The organism is Spongiibacter tropicus DSM 19543, assembly GCF_000420325.1.
GTDB lineage: Bacteria > Pseudomonadota > Gammaproteobacteria > Pseudomonadales > Spongiibacteraceae > Spongiibacter > Spongiibacter tropicus.
This window is the reverse complement of record NZ_ATUS01000001.1, coordinates 336,488-354,898: the sequence shown is the minus strand read 5'-3', so window position 1 is coordinate 354,898 and position 18,411 is coordinate 336,488. Positions and strand designations below refer to the sequence as shown.

Annotated in this window: 16 protein-coding genes; 15 read left to right on the top strand and 1 reads right to left on the bottom strand. The window is 57.7% G+C overall.

Annotated elements, in window-relative coordinates:
* Positions 1–42 precede the first annotated feature (42 nt).
* The 15 genes from G411_RS0101795 to G411_RS0101725 all read left to right on the top strand — a co-directional run bounded on the left by G411_RS0101795 (position 43) and on the right by G411_RS0101725 (position 17,672).
* Positions 43–3,306, top strand: coding sequence for a FimV/HubP family polar landmark protein (locus G411_RS0101795; protein ID WP_169530596.1), 3,264 nt, complete (start codon positions 43–45; stop codon positions 3,304–3,306).
* Between the two features lie 10 nt (positions 3,307–3,316).
* A complete protein-coding gene (gene truA, locus G411_RS0101790) occupies positions 3,317–4,177 on the top strand; it encodes a tRNA pseudouridine(38-40) synthase TruA (RefSeq protein WP_022957454.1) in 861 nt (286 codons plus the stop codon).
* 157 nt (positions 4,178–4,334) lie between these two features.
* Positions 4,335–4,970, top strand: a complete 636-nt coding sequence (locus G411_RS0101785) for a phosphoribosylanthranilate isomerase (protein WP_022957453.1) — start codon at positions 4,335–4,337, stop codon at positions 4,968–4,970.
* A complete protein-coding gene (trpB, locus tag G411_RS0101780; RefSeq protein WP_022957452.1) occupies positions 4,971–6,194 on the top strand; it encodes a tryptophan synthase subunit beta in 1,224 nt (407 codons plus the stop codon). It abuts the gene before it with no gap.
* Positions 6,195–6,209: 15 nt separating this feature from the next.
* Complete coding sequence (trpA, locus tag G411_RS0101775) at positions 6,210–7,022, top strand: tryptophan synthase subunit alpha (protein ID WP_022957451.1); 813 nt, start codon at positions 6,210–6,212, stop codon at positions 7,020–7,022.
* 46 nt (positions 7,023–7,068) lie between these two features.
* Complete coding sequence (accD, locus tag G411_RS0101770) at positions 7,069–7,941, top strand: acetyl-CoA carboxylase, carboxyltransferase subunit beta (protein ID WP_022957450.1); 873 nt, start codon at positions 7,069–7,071, stop codon at positions 7,939–7,941.
* 13 nt (positions 7,942–7,954) lie between these two features.
* Entirely contained in the window at positions 7,955–9,247 is a 1,293-nt protein-coding gene (folC, locus tag G411_RS0101765; protein WP_022957449.1) for a bifunctional tetrahydrofolate synthase/dihydrofolate synthase, read from the top strand.
* Complete coding sequence (locus tag G411_RS0101760) at positions 9,247–9,918, top strand: SPOR domain-containing protein (protein WP_022957448.1); 672 nt, start codon at positions 9,247–9,249, stop codon at positions 9,916–9,918. Before folC ends, G411_RS0101760 begins: the two co-directional genes overlap by 1 nt.
* 66 nt (positions 9,919–9,984) lie before the next feature.
* On the top strand, positions 9,985–10,506 hold the full coding sequence (locus G411_RS0101755; protein WP_022957447.1) for a CvpA family protein: 522 nt from the start codon (positions 9,985–9,987) through the stop codon (positions 10,504–10,506).
* A 33-nt stretch (positions 10,507–10,539) separates the two neighbouring features.
* Positions 10,540–12,060: an amidophosphoribosyltransferase gene (gene purF, locus G411_RS0101750; protein ID WP_022957446.1), complete on the top strand. Its 1,521-nt coding sequence runs from the start codon at positions 10,540–10,542 to the stop codon at positions 12,058–12,060.
* A gap of 9 nt (positions 12,061–12,069) precedes the next feature.
* Positions 12,070–13,293 carry an O-succinylhomoserine sulfhydrylase gene (locus G411_RS0101745; RefSeq protein WP_022957445.1) on the top strand — a complete coding sequence of 408 codons (1,224 nt, stop codon included), beginning with the start codon at positions 12,070–12,072 and terminating at the stop codon, positions 13,291–13,293.
* Positions 13,277–14,203, top strand: a complete 927-nt coding sequence (locus G411_RS0101740; protein ID WP_022957444.1) for an AAA family ATPase — start codon at positions 13,277–13,279, stop codon at positions 14,201–14,203. The genes G411_RS0101745 and G411_RS0101740 overlap by 17 nt, the downstream gene beginning before the upstream one ends.
* Before the next feature lie 10 nt (positions 14,204–14,213).
* Positions 14,214–15,164: a DUF58 domain-containing protein gene (locus G411_RS0101735; protein WP_022957443.1), complete on the top strand. Its 951-nt coding sequence runs from the start codon at positions 14,214–14,216 to the stop codon at positions 15,162–15,164.
* Entirely contained in the window at positions 15,161–17,140 is a 1,980-nt protein-coding gene (locus G411_RS0101730; protein ID WP_022957442.1) for a transglutaminase TgpA family protein, read from the top strand. Before G411_RS0101735 ends, G411_RS0101730 begins: the two co-directional genes overlap by 4 nt.
* Positions 17,133–17,672 carry a mechanosensitive ion channel domain-containing protein gene (locus G411_RS0101725; RefSeq protein ID WP_022957441.1) on the top strand — a complete coding sequence of 180 codons (540 nt, stop codon included), beginning with the start codon at positions 17,133–17,135 and terminating at the stop codon, positions 17,670–17,672. Before G411_RS0101730 ends, G411_RS0101725 begins: the two co-directional genes overlap by 8 nt.
* On the opposite strand, the gene G411_RS0101720 is transcribed toward G411_RS0101725, so the two are convergent.
* Complete coding sequence (locus G411_RS0101720; protein WP_022957440.1) at positions 17,660–18,280, bottom strand: TetR/AcrR family transcriptional regulator; 621 nt, start codon at positions 18,278–18,280, stop codon at positions 17,660–17,662. The two genes, G411_RS0101725 and G411_RS0101720, sit on opposite strands and share 13 nt — an antisense overlap.
* Positions 18,281–18,411: the final 131 nt, after the last annotated feature.

The following is an 18,411-nucleotide window of genomic DNA, read 5'->3' as shown; positions in this document are numbered from 1 at the left end:
GCAAACGGGATGAATGTGGCGCAGCAACGAGACGGTGGAAATATGAGGAAGAGTCTGGCCCTGGCGGTATTTGTAGCAGGTGCTATGCACGGACAACTGGCGAGTGCGTTGGGGGTCGGTGATATTGCTACGGCATCCACTCTGAATCAGCCCTTCAAGGCGTTTATCCCGTTGAGGGATGCGAAAGGCCTGGAGGCTGCTCAGCTTCGCGTAGAGCTGGCTGACCAGCAGGCCTTCAAAAATGCCGGTATTGATCGCACGCAGTTCCTGAATAGTCTGGAGTTTTTGGTCGAAGTCGGTGACGACGGACGCGGACGTATTGTGGTGTCCACACCGCAGCCGGTCGTTGAGCCTTACCTGGATTTCATTGTCGAAGTGCGTTGGCCGAATGGCCGCATGTTGCGTGAATACACCGTCTTGCTCGACTTGCCTGAGTTCAGCAGTGCGCCGGTCGTCGCGCCAACCGCGTCATCGGCAACGGTGAGCACTCCTGCTGCACCGAGTAGCGCGGATACGCCATCACCTGCCGCTGGCACGGCCACTTTTACCTCGACCGCAATCAGCTCTGACAGTGCGGGTGCCCGACGGCCTCGCCCGGCAGCCGAGCAGACTGCGCTGCCTGCCAGTGGTGACGACGGCGCCTACCGGGTTCAGCATCACGACACCATGTGGCGTATTGCCTCCCGGCTTCGCCCGAGCGCGGATGTCACCACCGAGCAGACCATGATCGCGGTGCTGCGTAAAAATCCTGATGCGTTTATCGGCAACAATGTTAATCGCATCAAATCGGGCTATCTGCTGCAAGCGCCGACAGAGGCTGAAGCCAAGGCCTTGAATAAGCAAGATGCGCTCGAGGAAGTGCGAAAGCAGGCGCGCGATTGGCGCAGTGGACGCGTTTCCCCATCCTCGACAGTCACCGCGCCAAGCGGTTCTCAGTTGGCGCCGCAAGGGCCGCAACTGGATGCAACGTCGGCGGCAGAAGCTAAACCGGAAACGGATGGTGCAACCGATGATGTGCGCTTCAGTATCGGCAGCGCTGGCGAGGGCGCAGAAGGCGGTGAGGGCGAGTTGGAGCAGCGTCTTCAGCAAGAGCAAGAAGCGCTGGAAAAGGCTCAGCTGGAAAATGCGGCGATGGCGAGCCGTGTCCGGGAAATGGAAAAGCAGATCGATACACTGCAAAAGTTGATCGCCCTGAAAAATAGTGAACTCGCAGCGTTACAGGCGGGTGCGTCGAGCGGCGATGTCGCCGCTGAAGAAGAGTCGGTAACGGGTGATGCCGATGCGGTCGAGTCTGCCAGCGATATGGTGACAGAGGAAACCGCTGCCGACGAGGAGTCTATCGATAGCGTTGCTGCTGCCGAGTCCGCCGTATCTGCTGAGCCTGAAGTCGCGGTTGAGTCGGCTGCGGAAGAGTCGACGGCAGAAGAGTCGGTGCCGCCTCAGACATCGTCGGCACCCGCAACTGCATCGGCGGCTTGGTACGAAACACCGCTTTACCGCTACTTGGCAGCCGGTGTCGCTTTGTTCTTGCTGCTGGTACTGGCGCTCCGTCGACGTGCGCGGGGAGAGGAACCTCGCGAGCCGAGTTTTGACAATCTGGCGGTTGCAAGCGATGACGCTCAAGCGGCTGAAACACCGGTAGAGGGTGCTGAGGGTGAGTCATCGGAGGGCAGCGATGCACTGGCGACTGACGCAATCAGCAACTTTGATTTTGACTCCCTGGACGACTCTCCGGTTGATACCGATGATGAGAACAGCGCGGTTGCCGCCGAGTCTGCCAATGAGCCTGTTCAGGCTCAGACCAGCGATGTCATCTCCGAAGCGGAAATCTACGTCGCCTATGGTCGCTATGACCAGGCTGCCAGCTTGCTGAAAACGGCGATTGCGAACGAGCCCGAAAATACCGAGCTGCAATGCAAACTGCTGGATATCTATCTGGATACTCGCGATCGCGACAATTTCCTTGATGCGTATCGCCAGCTTGAAGCATCCGGCGACAGTGCTGCTTTGGCACAGGTAAAAGAGTCCATGTCGGCGATTGAGGGCGTCAGTGACTGGTTGGAGGCTGATGTCGAAACTGCCTCTGCATCTGATGCTCTGGATGATCTTGACGAAGAGCTGGCATTCCTTGACGACGAGACGCCTAAAGGCGGGGTTGCGAATACGGCAGACGCGCCTGATGAGCTGAGTTTTGACGAGAGTGTGTTCGACGAAAGTGCCGTCGATGCAACTGCCTCGGATGACAATGCGCGTTCGCTGGAGTCGGATGCAGAGCCCGTCGTGGAAGGCGAGCCGGAAGTGGCTGAGGATGAGTTGGCCGATTTCGAACTCGATCTAGACAGTGACTTTGACCTCGATAGCTTGGATAGTTTGGAGGCATCCTCAGAGTCGCCGTTGTCATCTTCCCTTGACGAAGACTCGCCTGTCGACGCGGAGTCCGATAGTGAGGAATCCGTGTTTGTTGCTGAGGATGCCGATGAAGAATTCTCGCTTGACGATGCATTCCTGTCATCGGCCGGGGAGAACGAGGCGCCCGCTGTTGAAGAGCAGTTAGAAACGCCTGTCACCACCGACGGTTCTGAGCCCAATACATCTGCTGAAGGTGATGAGCTCGATCTTGCTGATTTTGATTTCAATATGGATGATCTGTCGACCGCAAATGATGCGAGTGCCGACAGTGCGGAGCCGACCAGTGTTGATCTGAGTGGTGATACGGCTGAGAGTGAGCTGGGTGATTTTGACTTGGATGACGACACCCGTGACGTTGAGCTGAGTCGCGACGAAGATACGCTGCCCGAGCTGACGACTTTTGACTCGCCTGACGATGATTTGGGGGCTGTCGATATTGAGGTCGGCGACGAGCCTGCCTTGGAAATTTCCGAAGGCGAGGGCAGTGAGCCGGAGTTGGATCTGGATTCGGCATTGGCGGAGTTGGATGCTGAAGTTGAAGGCTTGTCTTTTGCAGAAGACAAGACGGCTGATAACGACGAGCAATTGCTCGAGACGCTTGTTGATACGGCTGACGCAGAAGTCGATGACGACCCTGCGGTGTCGTTGGGTGATGGCGACAGCGAGCTGGATCTCAACGATCTGGTCTTTGATGAGTTTTCAGTTGATGCCATGGACGCAGACGGCGAGGCGGCGCTTTCGGATAGCGATGATGTTGCTAACAAGCTGGATCTGGCCCGAGCCTTTGCTGATATGGGTGATGGCGACAGTGCCCGAGACCTGCTGACTGAGGTGATTGAGTCCGGCGACGACGCACAAAAAGCTGAGGCCCAGTCCCTCCTGGATCAACTTCACTGACGTGAGCCGTATGCAATCCAACGGGTCGGCCTTTGAGCGTGCCGACCCGACTCCACTTCCTCCCGGCACTCGCATTGCCATGGCCCTGGAATATCAGGGCAGTGCTTACCGCGGTTGGCAGCGGCAGGATAAACCCCATGTGAGCAGTGTGCAGGCGGCGGTAGAGTCCGCCGTCAGCCATGTGGCAGCCCAGCCGGTCAGTATTCTCTGTGCGGGGCGCACGGATGCTGGGGTTCATGCCAGCCATCAGGTCGTTCACTTCGACGCCCCGGTGGCGCGCTCGGCCAAAGCCTGGCTGGCGGGCAGCAATGCTCTGCTGCCGAACGATGTGGCGGCCAAATGGGTGCGCCCGGTCTGCGAGGATTTTCATGCCAGGTTTTCCGCAACGGCGCGGCGCTATCGTTATCTGATTTTAAATCAGGCGCGGCGTTCTGCTCACCTTGTCGGAGGTGTGACGCATTTTGATTTGCCGTTGGATGCGGAGCTGATGCACCGCGAAGCTCAGTGCTTGCTCGGTGAACAGGATTTCAGCGCATTTCGAGCGGCCTCATGCCAGTCTCTCAGTCCAATGCGCAATATTCATTTTATCAGCGTGACGCGTTTTGGTCGCTTGGTGATGATTGATATTCAGGGTAATGCGTTTTTGCATCACATGGTCAGGAATATTGCCGGTGTATTAATGGCGGTAGGCAGCGGCCAGCAATCGCCCGGCTGGACGGCTGATGTGCTGGCAACGCGTGATCGGACTAAGGGTGGTGTGACGGCCAAGCCGCATGGTTTGTATCTGGTGGATGTGTCTTACCCCGACGACTATGATTTGCCGAAACAGTCGCCGGGGCCGGAGTTTATTCGCGCCTTTGTGCCTGCCTGACTTAAGCCGCCGTGTCGGCCTCTTTTGGCATTGCGAAGAGTTTGCTCCCGAGTGGCGGCAGCCTTGAAATTAGTCGTTTTCCAGACAGTGATTTTGCGGCAGCGCGTCGTGAAATTTGCTAGTATTGGCGCCTGTTTAATCCCTTGGCAGAATCTGAGTGTTTCGTACCCGCGTAAAAATTTGTGGCATTCGTAGCCTGCCGGACGCCAAAGCGGCGCTCGAGGCCGGAGCGGATGCGCTGGGCTTTGTGTTTTACGAAAAAAGCCCGCGTGCGGTAAGCGTTGAACAGGCAGCCGAAATCGTTCGTAAATTGCCCGCTTTCGTCAGTACTGTCGGTCTGTTTGTGAATGCCGATGAAGAACAGTTGCGCGCTGTGCTGGCGCAATGTCCATTGGACCTCGTGCAGTTTCACGGTGACGAATCGCCGGCATTTTGCGAATCTTTCGGTTACCCCTATATACGCGCGCTGCGGATGAAAGACGGTGTGGACGTCGCCCGAGAGGCCGGCAAGTACCCAGGCGCCAGGGCGATACTGCTGGACAGTTATAAACCCGGCGTGCCGGGTGGCACGGGTGAGTCATTTGATTGGCAGCGCATTCCCGGTGAACGGGATTTTCCTCTGTTACTGGCCGGTGGCCTGACTAGCGACAACGTCGCCGAGGGAATTGCCAGTTGCCGACCTTGGGCTGTGGATGTCAGCGGGGGCGTCGAAGCATCGCCGGGCGTGAAGAGCGCCGTACGCATTCGGCAATTTATTCAAGCGGTCGCAGACGCTGACCGACGGGAGTTTTGAGTGAGCAAGCAGTCAGAATTTATCGATTACAGCCAGTACCCGAACGCTGAAGGGCACTTCGGCCCTTACGGTGGTCGCTTTGTTTCAGAGACCCTGATTTACGCGCTCGATGAGCTGGCGGAGAATTACCGCAAGCTGAGCCAAGACAAGGATTTTCGTGCAGAGTTTGATCGCGATCTGGCGCACTATGTCGGGCGTCCGTCTCCGCTGTATCACGCTGAGCGCTGGTCTCGCGAAGTGGGCGGGGCGCAGATATATTTGAAGCGTGAAGACCTGAACCATACCGGTGCCCACAAGGTGAACAACACCATTGGGCAGGCATTGCTTGCCAAATACATGGGTAAAAAGCGCGTTATCGCTGAAACCGGTGCAGGGCAGCACGGTGTTGCCTCGGCGACCGTTGCGGCGCGGCTGGGGATGGATTGTCAGGTGTTTATGGGCGAGGAAGATATCCGTCGCCAAGCGCTGAATGTCTACCGGATGAAACTGCTGGGCGCAGAGGTTATTTCTGTCAAATCTGGTTCTCGCACGCTGAAAGACGCGATGAACGAAGCCATGCGCGACTGGGTAACCAATGTCGATGATACCTTCTACATCATCGGTACGGCGGCGGGCCCGCATCCCTATCCGATGCTGGTGCGCGATTTTCAGTCGGTGATTGGTCGTGAAGCGCGAGAGCAGCACCTTGAACAAACTGGTCGTCTTCCCGATGCGCTGGTTGCCTGTGTGGGCGGCGGCTCGAATGCCATTGGCCTGTTCCATCCTTTCCTCACCGATGAAGATGTGGCCATGTATGGTGTCGAAGCGGGTGGCCATGGCGTTGCCAGTGGCGAACATGCCGCGCCGCTGAGCGACGGCATTCCGGGCGTGTTGCACGGTAATCGCACCTATCTGATGCAGGACGAAGCGGGACAGATTATGCACACGCACTCGGTCTCGGCGGGCTTAGACTACCCCGGCGTCGGGCCCGAGCACTCCTGGCTGAAGGACATTGGTCGCGTGAACTATGTGGCGATCAATGACGACGAAGCATTGACGGCATTCCGTAAGCTGACGCTGGTAGAGGGTATTATGCCCGCGCTGGAGTCCAGTCACGCGGTCGCTTATGCCGAGAAGCTGGCGGCGACGATGCGGCCGGATCAGAGCATCGTGGTCAATTTGTCTGGACGGGGAGACAAGGATATTCACACGGTTGCCGGCATTGACGGCATCGGTATTGATTGACGGGAAGGTTTTACATTGAGTCGTCTAGCAAAGGTTTTTGAACAACTGGAGGCCGCCGGCCGCAAGGCATTGGTGCCTTATATTGTGGCCGGTGATCCCGCGCCCGGATATACCGTTAAGCTGATGCACGCGCTGGTGGCGAGCGGTGCCGATATTTTGGAACTGGGAGTGCCGTTTTCCGATCCGATGGCGGAAGGGCCGACTATTCAGCTCGCGCATGAGCGGGCGCTGGCGCACCATGTCAGCCTGACCCAGGTGCTGGAAATGGTGGCCGAATTCCGTCGCGATGACAGCGATACCCCGGTGGTACTGATGGGCTACACCAATCCGGTGGAACGCATGGGGTACACCATCTTTGCGAGCCGAGCGAAGGCGGCAGGGGTCGACGGTCTGCTGACGGTAGATATGCCGCCGGAAGAGGCAGAGGAAACCAGTCGTCTGTTGAAAGACGGTGGCATGGATAATATTTTCCTGCTGGCGCCGACCAGCAGTGATGAGCGTATGGCCAAAGTGGCGGCGCTTGCCAGCGGCTATTTGTATTGTGTGTCACTGAAAGGTGTGACCGGAGCCGGTAACCTTGACGTGGAAAGTGTGCAGGCCTTGCTGGCGCGAATTAAAGCGCACAGCTCTCTGCCGGTAACGGTCGGCTTTGGTATCAAGGACCGGGCATCGGCTGCCGCTATCGCACCTCTTTGTGAGGGCGTTGTTGTGGGCAGCGCGCTGGTAGATCGCCTTGCCAATCGCGACATGAGTAAAGATACTGAGCAGCATATTGCGGAGGCGGTGAGTTTGATCGCCGATATCCGCAGCGCTATCGACGCCGCCTGAGATGCGGTGCGGGCGATAAACTGACAACGATAGACAGGAAATAACAATGAGCTGGGTAGATAAAATTCTCCCCTCGGGCGTGCGGCGGTCAGAAAACGCGGAAAAGCGTAAGTCTGGTGGCGTGGTGCCTGAAGGTCTTTGGAAGAAATGCGTAAAGTGCGATGCGGTCCTGTATCGCCCTGAGCTGGAAGCCAACCTGGATGTATGTCCCAAGTGCGATCACCACATGCGCATTGGTGCGCGCCGTCGTATTGCACTGTTTCTGGACGAGGAAGGTCGTGAGGAAATCCTGACGGAAATCGAGCCCGTTGATCGCTTGAAATTCAAGGACAAGAAGAAATACCGGGACCGTTTGACGGCGGCGCAGAAGAGCACTGGCGAGAAAGACGCGCTGATCGCTTATAAAGGCACCGTAAAGTCAGTGCCGGTCGTTACCGTTGCCTTTGAATTCAACTTTCACGGCGGCTCAATGGGGTCTGCGGTTGGAGAGAAGTTCACCCAGGCCGCCAACGTTGCGCTGAAAGAGCGCCGCCCACTGGTGTGTTTCTCTGCCTCCGGGGGTGCCCGTATGCAGGAAGCCTTGATCTCGCTGATGCAGATGGCAAAAACCAGCGCGGTGTTGGAGCGCCTCAAGCAGAATGGGGTACCCTATATTTCGGTGATGACTGACCCGATCTATGGCGGAGTGTCCGCCAGTCTGGCCTTGCTGGGCGACATCAATGTTGCTGAGCCAGGCGCCCGCGCGGGCTTTGCAGGGCCCAATATCATCGAGCAGACCATCCGCCAGAAATTGCCGCCAGGCTTCCAGCGCAGTGAATTCCTGTTGGAACACGGTGCCATCGATATGATCGTTCGCCGCGCAGAACTGCCCGAGACGCTTGCCCGCCTGCTGGGCAACATGACCTACTATCAGCACTGAGTGACCGCGCCCCATGCGATTTGAGCAGTTGCAGGACTGGCTGCAATGGATGGAGGCGCAGCACCCGAGGCAGATCGATCTGGGGCTTGAGCGCATAGCCGAGGTAGCCCGGCAGATGGATCTGTCGTTGGGTATGCCCATCATTACGGTGGCCGGCACCAATGGTAAAGGCTCCTGCGTTGCGCTGTTATCACAGATATTCCAATGCGCGGGCCTATCGGTTGGCGCTTACACTTCCCCCCATCTTCTTCGCTACAACGAACGGATTGTCATTGATGGCGAGCCGGTCAGCGATGCCGCACTGTGTCATGCCTTTGAGATTGTGGATCAGGCGCGGCGGGGCACTTCCCTGACGTATTTTGAGTTTGGCACGCTGGCAGCCCTGCAGTTGTTTTCCGAGACGCAGCCCGATGTGCTCGTGCTGGAAGTTGGCTTGGGCGGTCGCCTGGATGCGGTCAATATTGTCGATGCCGATGTGGCCGTGATTAGCTCCGTCGATCTCGATCATCAGGCTTGGTTGGGTAATGATCGCGAGACCATCGCCCGGGAAAAAGCCGGTATTATGCGACGTGGTCGCCCTGTGGTATTCGGTGATACCCGGCGCAGCCCCGCTGTTGGCGAAATGGCCGCTGCTTGCCTGGCGCGGCTGATTGAGCGAGGTGACGACTTCGGTCTGGAACATGTCGGCGATAACTGGCATTGGCACGGCGTGAATCGACTGGGGCAGGCCTGTGAAATGAAAAATCTGCCCTGTCCCGCTGTGCTGCTGGACAATGCCGCAACCGTAATACAGGCCATCATGCAGTTGCCTTTTGATGTCCCCGAATCGGCGATTCGAGAGGGGCTTCGTCTGGTACATATCCCCGCTCGGGGGGAATGCTTGGCTTTGCGAGATCACCGTTTGATGCTGGATGTGGCCCACAACCCGGCGGCGCTGGCACGTCTGCGAGAGCGCCTTCCAGAACTGCTTGAGAAGGGCAATGTAGACGCGGTATTTGCGGTAATGGCCGACAAGGAATTGGGGGAAAGTCTGGCTGATTTTACGCCACTGGTGCGGCAGTGGTATCTGCCTCCCTTGCCCGGGGTTGAACGAGCGATGTCCCCTGAGAAGCTCAAGCAGCAACTGATTGCTGCTGGCGTGTCGGATGCGGCGATCCACATGATAGCGCCCTTGCCTGAGAGTTTGGCGGGCGTTCGCGCTGGGCTGGGCAAAGATGATAGTCTGCTGGCCTTCGGTTCCTTTTTCACGGTTGCTGCGGTAATGCAGGCGATGCCCGCTTCCGCGTTTGTTGAGACTTTGCACTGATGATGAGACAGCGTTTGGTTGGGACTCTGGTTCTGCTCTGTGGCGGCGTTATTTTGTGGTCGCTGCTGTTTACCGGTCCGGCTGAGTACAAGCTGGACCGGAGCAGCCAGATTCCTCCACAACCCCGTATTGAAACGCCGCAGGAAAGTGAGCCGCGTATTCCAGAGGGTATCGCTTCGGCATCGGCGCCGATTGTCGAGCCGCAGCCGGTCATCGCGCCTGCGTCGGAGGAGATATCGTCTCGTTTTAATGGCGAAGGGGTTAAGGCGGCAGCCACTCCACCCGAGCGTGAGCCTCGCGCGGTATCGCAGCCCGAGGTCACGGCGCCGAAGCGGGTCTCCAAGCCTGAGCCCCAGACCGCCGCTGCGGCACCTGAAAAAGCGAAAACCGCGGCACCGCCGGTGGAACCCAGTGCGGAAGCGCGCGGTTTGCCGGTTGCCTGGGTCATTCAATGTGGCAGCTTTGGTCAGCAGGCGAATGCCGAGAAGCTGGCAAAACGTCTGCGCGACGGTGGCTATAAAGCTTACACGGAAACACTGAAACGCAGCAGCGGCACCCTTTATCGGGTGTTGGTGGGTCCTGCGTTGAACCGCGAGCGGGCGGAGTCACTGCAGGCGGAAATCAACCGGCGATTTGAATTGAAGTCGATCCTCAGCCGTTTTGAAGGATAAAGGCTTGGGCTGGCCTGCTCAGCTTGGTAGAATTCGCCCCTTCAAAGATTCTTGGAGCCGCCTGCGGTGCTGACGAGCTTTAACTGGGCAGACTGGGCCATTCTTGGCATTGTTGTCGTATCCTCGCTTATCAGCTTGTTGCGCGGTTTTGTGCGTGAAGCTCTGTCACTGGTCTCCTGGGCTGCGGCCTTTTTTGTTGCGCTGGCGTTCCATACACCGATGGTCGGCTTGCTCGAATCCATGGTCGAGAAGCCCTATCTTCGCGATATTCTGGCCTATGTTTTGCTGTTTACCGGCACATTAGTGCTGGGCAGTCTTGCCACCCATGTCATTGCTGAGCTGGTTAAGCGTACCGGACTCAGCGGCACAGACCGGCTGCTGGGCATGATATTTGGTGCGACGCGGGGAATGATCGTCGTGCTGGCTCTGCTGGTGCTGATGCCGTCGCTGCTGACCGATATCGACAAAGATCCCTGGTGGCAGCAATCGCAACTGATTCCCGAATTTTTGCTGATGCGCGACTGGTCGCAACAGACATTCAATGATCTCATCGGCTGGCTGTCTTCACTTGTGGACAATCACCGCTAATCCAACCGATATGCAACAACGAGGTAAGGCTGCATGTGTGGTATCGCCGGCATCGTCGCCAAACGCAATGTCAATCAGGATCTCTATGACGCCCTGACTGTGCTTCAACATCGCGGCCAGGACGCCGCTGGCATTGTGACTTGCCAGGATGGCCGTCTCAATCAGCGCAAGGGCAACGGCCTAGTTCGGGATGTCTTTCATACCCGCCACATGCAACGCCTGCTGGGTAATATGGGTATTGCCCATGTGCGTTACCCCACGGCGGGCAGCTCCAGTCCGGCGCTGGCTCAACCGTTCTACGTGAACTCTCCCTATGGCATCAGTCTGGCGCACAACGGTAACCTGACCAACTCCGAGCTGTTGTCGCAGGAATTGTTTCAGTCAGACCTGCGGCACCTGAACACCGAGTCTGACTCGGAGGTGTTGTTGAACATCTTCGCCCACGAGCTTCAGCGTCTTGGCAAGCTCGTGCCCAGCGCTGACGATCTGTTTTCGGCGGTGGAAGGCGTGCACAAGCGCTGTCGCGGTGGCTATGCCGTGGTAGCGATGGTCGCCAGCTATGGCATTGTTGGTTTTCGTGACCCCAACGGCATTCGGCCGCTGGTTTACGGTATGCGGGAGAGCGATGCCGGCAAGGAGTATATGCTCGCGTCAGAGAGCGTTGCGCTGGATGCGCTGGGTTTCAAATTAGTGGGTGATGTTGCGCCGGGCGAGGCCGTATTTATCAGTGTGGATGGCGACATTCATGTGCGCCAGTGCGCCGAAGCAACGCAGTGTCGCCCCTGTATTTTCGAACATGTGTATTTTGCCCGTCCCGATTCCATTATGGACGGTGTATCGGTATACAAATCGCGCCTGCGTCAGGGCGAGAGGCTGGCAGAGAAAGTCCTTCGCGAGCGTCCCGACCACGACATCGACGTGATTGTGCCCATTCCTGATTCCAGCCGTATTGCCGCGCAATCCATGGCGGCTGTGTTGGGCGTGAAATTCCGCGAGGGCCTGGTTAAAAACCGCTATATTGGCCGGACGTTCATTATGCCGGGGCAGAGCGCCCGCAAAAAATCGGTCAAGCAGAAGCTCAATGCGATCGGCCTGGAGTTCAAGGGCAAAAACGTCATGCTGGTGGACGACTCCATTGTTCGCGGTACGACTTGTGAGCAGATTATTGAAATGGCGCGGGATGCGGGGGCGCGCAAAGTGTATTTTGCGTCCGCGGCACCGCCGGTGCGCTACCCGAATGTCTACGGTATAGATATGCCATCGGCGGAAGAGCTGATTGCCCACGGCCGGAGTGTTGACGAGGTGCAGGCTGAGATCGGCGCTGACTGGCTGTTGTATCAGGACCTGCCTGACTTGGTGGAGTGCTCTGCTGAAGGGAATCCGAATATTCACGCGTTTGATTGCTCGGTGTTCGATGGTGACTACGTGACAGGAGATGTCGATCAGTCCTATCTCGATAAACTGGCGGCTGACCGCAATGACGCCAAACAATCCGCGCGCAATGCCGCCGCGGGTGACGGCGCCCTGGTCGGGCTGCATAACGACGCATCTTGAGGCTACAGCGTGACTACGGATTCTGATTATCAGGCACAGCGCGACGCGGTTTTGCGCGAAGCCGAGCTGGATACCCTGGCTGTCCGCGGCGGTCAACAGCGCACGGCCGAAGGGGAGCATAGCGAACCCATCTTCACCACGTCGAGTTATGTCTTTGCCTCGGCAGAAGAAGCCGCTGCACGTTTTTCCGGAGAGCAGCCGGGAAATGTCTACTCTCGCTATACCAATCCGACGGTCCGCACCTTCGAGGAGCGTATTGCCGCGATGGAAGGCGGCGAGGCCGCCGTTGCCACCTCTTCTGGAATGGCAGCCATCCTCAGTACCTGTATGGCACTGCTGAAAAGTGGCGACCATGTGGTCTGTTCTCACAGCGTGTTTGGCACTACCACGGTGCTGCTGAACAAATATATGGGGAAAATGGGGGTCAGTTGCAGCTTCGTCTCGCCGCTGGACTTGAACGCGTGGCGCGAGGCGATTCGTCCTGAAACGCAACTGCTATTTCTGGAGTCGCCTTCCAATCCGCTTTCTGAGATTGCCGATATTTCTGCGCTCGCCACGCTGGCTCATGAGCATAACTGCCTGCTGGTGGTCGATAACTGTTTCTGCACCCCTGCATTACAAAAGCCGCTGGCCCTCGGTGCCGACATCGTCGTGCATTCCGCAACCAAATACCTCGATGGTCAGGGGCGATGCGTGGGTGGCGCGGTGGTTGGGCGGCGTGAACACACCGACGAGGTGCTGGCGTTTATCCGTAGCTGCGGGCCGAGTATGAGCCCGTTCAATGCCTGGGTGTTTCTCAAAGGCCTGGAGACGCTGCGACTGCGAATGATGGCTCACAGCGCGAATGCCCTGGCGCTGGCACAGTGGCTGGATGAGCAGCCCGGCATTGAGAAAGTGTATTACGCGGGACTGCCATCGCATCCCGGACATGCGCTGGCGGCCAAGCAGCAGGCCGCTTTTGGCGGTGTCCTGTCTTTCGAGGTGGCAGGTGGCGATCGCGAGTCAGCCTGGCGTTTTATCAATGCAACGCGGTTGGTATCGATCACTGCCAATCTCGGTGATGCCAAAACCACGATTGTGCACCCCGGCACCACGACACATGGGCGCTTGAGTGCCGATGAGCGCAGCCGCAGTGGTATTCGCGATAACCTGATTCGCTTGGCTGTGGGGCTTGAGGATGTGCGTGATCTGAAGGCCGATTTGCAGCGGGGACTCGATGCGCTCAACGTCTGAGGAACTACGCACTGCAGCCAATGAGGTTGGCGGGATTGTGCTGGGCAAGGAGAGGCAGGTGCAACAGGCGTTTTGCTGCCTGTTGGCAGGTGGGCATCTGTTGATAGAGGATTTGCCCGGCGTGGGGAAAACCACGCTGTCCCAGGCCTTTGCAAGAGTTACTGGCCTGAGCTATCGCCGAGTACAATTCACCAGCGATATGTTGCCTTCAGATATTCTCGGCGTGTCGATTTTTGACCGCAACAGCAACGCCTTCCACTTTCATGCCGGGCCGGTGTTCACCCAGTTTTTGCTGGCGGACGAGATTAATCGTGCCAGCCCTAAAACCCAGAGCGCGCTGCTGGAAGCGATGGCAGAAGGGCGGGTGACGGTAGAAGGGGAGACCCGAGAGCTGCCTCAGCCGTTTTTTGTCATGGCAACCCAGAACCCCTGGTATCAATCGGGCACGTTTCCTTTACCGGAGTCGCAACTGGATCGTTTCCTAATGCGGATTTCTCTGGGGTACCCGGATGCTCGCTCAGAGCGGTCGCTCCTGCAGGGCGGCGATCCGCGAGAGCAGCTGGTGAACTTGCAGGCGAAGCTGGATGGGCCGCAAATTCTTGCGCTGCGCGAGCGGGTAAAACAGGTAGAAGCTCGCGATAGTGTGATCAGCTATATCCAACGTCTGGTGGCCTTCAGTCGTGAAGATGCGCGTTTTGCTTTTGGCCTGTCGACACGGGCGGCGCTGGCACTTCTGCAATGTGCCAAGGCCTGGGCGCTGTTGGAAGGTCGTGACTACGTGCTGCCCGACGATGTGCAGGCGGTATTAGAGCCGGTGGCTGCTCACCGCTTGCAAGCGGCCACAGACAGCAGTGCCGACGGGGCGGAGTTAGTGCAGCACATGTTGTCAGACGTGGCAGTGCTGGCCTGAGGTGAAGCGATTGCGAGCGGCGTTCCGTCGGCGCATGAATGCCTGGATTGCCCGGCGCAATCCCCCGGTCAGTGCACTGACTCTGCAACAGAATCGCATTTTTATTTTCCCTTCTTCGGTGGGGCTGGGATTCGGCGCACTGTTGCTAGGATTGCTGCTGCTGGCGATTAATTACCAGAATAACCTCATTTTCATGCTGGTCTTTGCGCTCTTCAGCGTATCAATCATCACGATTCTTCATACCTATATCAATCTTTCCGGACTGCGGATCCAGGCGGGTAATAGTGAGCCAGTGTTTGCCGGCGAAACCGCCCATTTTCATTTGCATCTCGATAGTGGCTCGCGGCCGCGCTATCAACTCCAGCTCAGTTTTGCCGAGCAGAGAACGGTAATCTGCGAAATGCCCAGAGCCGGGCAGCACTACGAGCTGCGTATGCCGTACCCGGCGACCAGTAGAGGCCGTCTTCAGCCGGGGCGTCTGCAATTGCGCTCCGACTTTCCGCTGGGCATTCTCCGGTGCTGGGCGATGCCCATGATGGACTGGCACTGTCTGGTGTACCCCCGGCCGAAAATGTTGAGGCCGTTACAGTCCTCCGCAGATTCGGGCGAAGGGGTGAGTGCTGCGCGACGTGACAGCGATGAATTCAGTGGTTTTGAACGCTATCGACGCGGAGAGTCGCCGCGGCGCATCTTCTGGAAGGCCTATGCCCGGGGCCAGGGACTGTTCAGCAAGCAATACGAGGCGGGGAGTAGTGACCGCTTGATTCTCGACTGGGACAGCCTTGAGGGCCTCGGTGAGGAGGATCGTCTCAGTAACCTCTGTGCGTGGGTGCTGGAGTGCGAACAGCGGGGGCTGGCTTACGGCTTGCGCGTGCCGGGAATGTTTATGCCGCCGGACCTCGGGCCAGCGCACCTCAACGCGGCGCTGCGCGTGCTGGCGCTCTGGGGAGGTCGGGCATGAACTCTGAGACGCCCCGGGCCGCGGTTGGTGCCCTGCTGCTGGCGCAGTTTGCGGTGATTATTCCGCTGATTCCTACATTGCCCTTGTGGATGGCTGCTGTATGGGCAGTGGTGGCTGCCTGGTACTGGAAAATTGTCTATGCAGCGTGGTCTTTTCCCGGTGCGCTGGCGAAATTCGCCTTGGTGGCGCTCTCCATGTTCGGGATCTACCTGCAGTACGGCCAGTGGTTGGGCCTGGAACCCATGGTCGCGACGCTGGTGCTGGCGGTGGTATTGAAACTGCTCGAAATGAAGAGCCGCCGCGACCACTATCTGATTTTGTTGCTCTGTTATGCCGTGGTCGCCTGTCGTTTTCTGTTTGAACAGCAGATTCCCGCGGTGCTGTTGGCGATATTCCAGCTACTGTTGCTGCTGATTGCCCAGCAGGCAATGTATCGACAGCAGATGGCCTGGCGGCGCTCATTGCGACTGGCTTCGCTGCTGTTGCTACAGGCGATTCCCCTGATGCTGTTCTTATTCATGGCCTTCCCGCGCATTGGTCCGCTTTGGTCGATGCCGCTGCCTGGCGGCAAAGCGCAGACGGGGATGTCGGATGAGCTGGAATTCGGCGATATTGCCGACCTCAGCCAGTCAGGCGAGCTGGCTTTTCGGGTCAGTTTTGAGGGCGAACCACCCGCCCCCGAACAGCTTTACTGGCGCGGTCTGGTATTGGAGGAATTTGACGGTCGACGCTGGTCTCGAATGCCCCTGCCGCGATGGGAGCGGCCGTCCGCCCCGGTGTTGGGCCCCGCCGATCTGTTGAATTACACCGTCACTCTGGAACCCGGTGTGCACAAATGGCTGTATACGCTGCCGGTGGCACGGATCAATCGTTCGGATATTGACTACGGTGGCGACTACCAGTGGCTGGCGAGACCCGCTTTAACCGGGCGTCTTCAGTATTCTGTGGAGAGTCGGCTTGAACAGCGCCGCGATGAACTGAGTCGTCAGCGTCTTGCTGCAAATCTGCGCACCCCCGGTGTCGCAAATGCTCGGGCGAGAGCACTGGCCGATCGTTGGCGCATGGAATACACCAGTGCTGCAGACCGCGTGGCAGCGGCTTTGACGTTTTTTCGACAGGGCCAGTTTGTTTATACCCTGCAGCCGCCGGTACTGGGCGAAGACAATGTGGATGCGTTTTTGTTTGAAAGTCGGCAGGGGTTTTGTGAGCACTACGCGGGCAGTTTTGTGTTCCTGATGCGTGCGGCCGGCGTGCCAGCGCGACTGGTGGTGGGGTATCAGGGAGGGGAGTACAACCGGGACGGGCGCTATCTACTCGTTCATCAGAGTGATGCCCACGCCTGGGCGGAAGTGTGGCTGGACGGTGAGGGATGGCGGCGCGTTGATCCCACTCAGACGGTAGCGCCGGATCGCGTGCGTTTGGGAGCGGAACAACTGCTGCGCGGCCAGCAGGGTTATCTTGGCCAGTCGCCGTTATCTTTACGCCATTTTGAATGGGCACGGGACTTGCGTCTCTACATGGACGAGTTGAACTACGCCTGGGCAAAATGGGTGTTGAATTATGATGATCAGACACAGGAGGGGGTGTTGCGCCGCCTGCTCGGCGAGATCAGTGTTCAGCGCGTGTTGCTGGCCCTGCTGATATTCGGTGGACTGCCGTTGGCCGTGATCGCCGGTATTACCTTGTGGCCGCGCAAGCGCGCAGAGAGTAAGGAGTTGCGCTATTATCGCGCGGCTGAGCGAGCGCTGCTCCGGCGAACCGGTTTACGTGCCGGGCCGGGAGACACGCCGGGTAAGCTGCTCCGCAAGGTGTGGCAGCAGGCCCCGGAATGGGCGCCCTGGTTTGGCGAAGTCTGCGACAGCTTCGAGGTCTGTTGTTATCGACCGGGTGGGAGTGCAGATCAAGCACTGCGTAGGCTCAAACAACTGAGGCGGCCTTATCGGGCGAATGATAGAGGAAGTGAGCGGAATGTCTAAACTGATAGTTGTGGTTGTTGCCTTGGTCGCCCTGGTTTATCTGAACCGGGTGCTCAATCGCCTGATCGACGAGTTTGCCGAGAGACGGGATATTTCTCAGCGCCGGGTATTCACACTACGCAAACTGTTGAACTTCAGTATGGTCGCGGTGGCTATTCTGACAATCAGCTTTGTACTGGGTCTGCAGTACCACCAGATATATATTTTCCTCAGCTCGGTGCTGGCAGTTATCGGTGTGGCGTTATTTGCCCAGTGGTCGATTCTCAGTCACCTCACCGCTGGTATCATTATCTTCTTTGCTTTTCCTTATCGGGTGGGCGACCGTGTGAAAGTGGTGGATGCTGATGAAGATATTACCGGTGAAATCATGGAAATTGCCTCATTCCATGTCCTGATCCGCCGCGACGATGGCGCAGATATTACCTACCCGAACAGTGCACTGTTGCAGAAGCCCGTCATTAAACTTCGCAGGAATACGCCTGCAGCCCCGGCGATGCTGGACGGGGAGAAGGGCGAGGATCAGCTGCCGTAAAACGCCATAAACATATCGACACAACGCTGGCTGTAGCGGTGCAGCTCGCGCTTGTCGAGTTCGCTGCAGTCGGTCATCGACAGCAGAATACGGGTTTGCACCTGGCCGTGCAGCATGGAGATTAACTGGCTGCACGCCATGTCGATATCGTCGATGTTCAAGTTGCCCGCTGCGGTATTGCGGGCAAAGAAGTCACAGAGCTGTTCTCTGACTCGTGCGGGGCCAGCTTCCCAAAACAGTTGGCCGACATCCGAACGGTCGGCTTCGGCAACGCAAACCTTATAAACCTGAATCGCTTCCGGGCTGAGCAATAGCTCAATAAGGTGACCGCAGTAATGCTCAAGAGATTCTCGGCAACTGCGTGACTCATTGTCCAGGGTATCGGCCAGTGGGTACTCTTCACACTTGCATTGAATCGCGGCGCTGAAAAGTTGTTCCTTGCTGCCAAAGTGGCTGTATAAGGTTTGTTTTGAGACCCCGGCCAGTTTGGCGATACCTTCCATACTGACGCTTTCGTAACCCTGCTCCATGAACAGGTCGCCAGCCGCATCCACAATCTGGCTGCGTTTTTCCTCGCTCTTGCTGCGTCCGCGCGCTTTGTTTTGCATCACTGCCGGTCTTTGCCTCTCTCGTCGGTAGTAAGCCTGAAATTTTTGTGTCTATACCGTAACCAAACTGGACTAGACAGTCCAGTTTGGTTTATCTATATTCTGGACCCAATAGTCCATTTTAGCCGAGC

What these genes read in the sequence shown, in the direction of transcription:
- G411_RS0101795 (WP_169530596.1), top strand. Translation starts at nt 43, where the DNA reads ATGAGGAAGAGTCTGGCCCTGGCGGTATTTGTAGCAGGTGCTATGCAC.
- truA (WP_022957454.1), top strand. Translation starts at nt 3,317, where the DNA reads ATGCAATCCAACGGGTCGGCCTTTGAGCGTGCCGACCCGACTCCACTT.
- accD (WP_022957450.1), top strand. Translation starts at nt 7,069, where the DNA reads ATGAGCTGGGTAGATAAAATTCTCCCCTCGGGCGTGCGGCGGTCAGAA.
- folC (WP_022957449.1), top strand. Translation starts at nt 7,955, where the DNA reads ATGCGATTTGAGCAGTTGCAGGACTGGCTGCAATGGATGGAGGCGCAG.
- G411_RS0101760 (WP_022957448.1), top strand. Translation starts at nt 9,247, where the DNA reads ATGATGAGACAGCGTTTGGTTGGGACTCTGGTTCTGCTCTGTGGCGGC.
- purF (WP_022957446.1), top strand. Translation starts at nt 10,540, where the DNA reads ATGTGTGGTATCGCCGGCATCGTCGCCAAACGCAATGTCAATCAGGAT.
- G411_RS0101740 (WP_022957444.1), top strand. Translation starts at nt 13,277, where the DNA reads ATGCGCTCAACGTCTGAGGAACTACGCACTGCAGCCAATGAGGTTGGC.
- G411_RS0101730 (WP_022957442.1), top strand. Translation starts at nt 15,161, where the DNA reads ATGAACTCTGAGACGCCCCGGGCCGCGGTTGGTGCCCTGCTGCTGGCG.
- G411_RS0101725 (WP_022957441.1), top strand. Translation starts at nt 17,133, where the DNA reads ATGTCTAAACTGATAGTTGTGGTTGTTGCCTTGGTCGCCCTGGTTTAT.
- G411_RS0101720 (WP_022957440.1), bottom strand. Translation starts at nt 18,280, where the DNA reads ATGCAAAACAAAGCGCGCGGACGCAGCAAGAGCGAGGAAAAACGCAGC.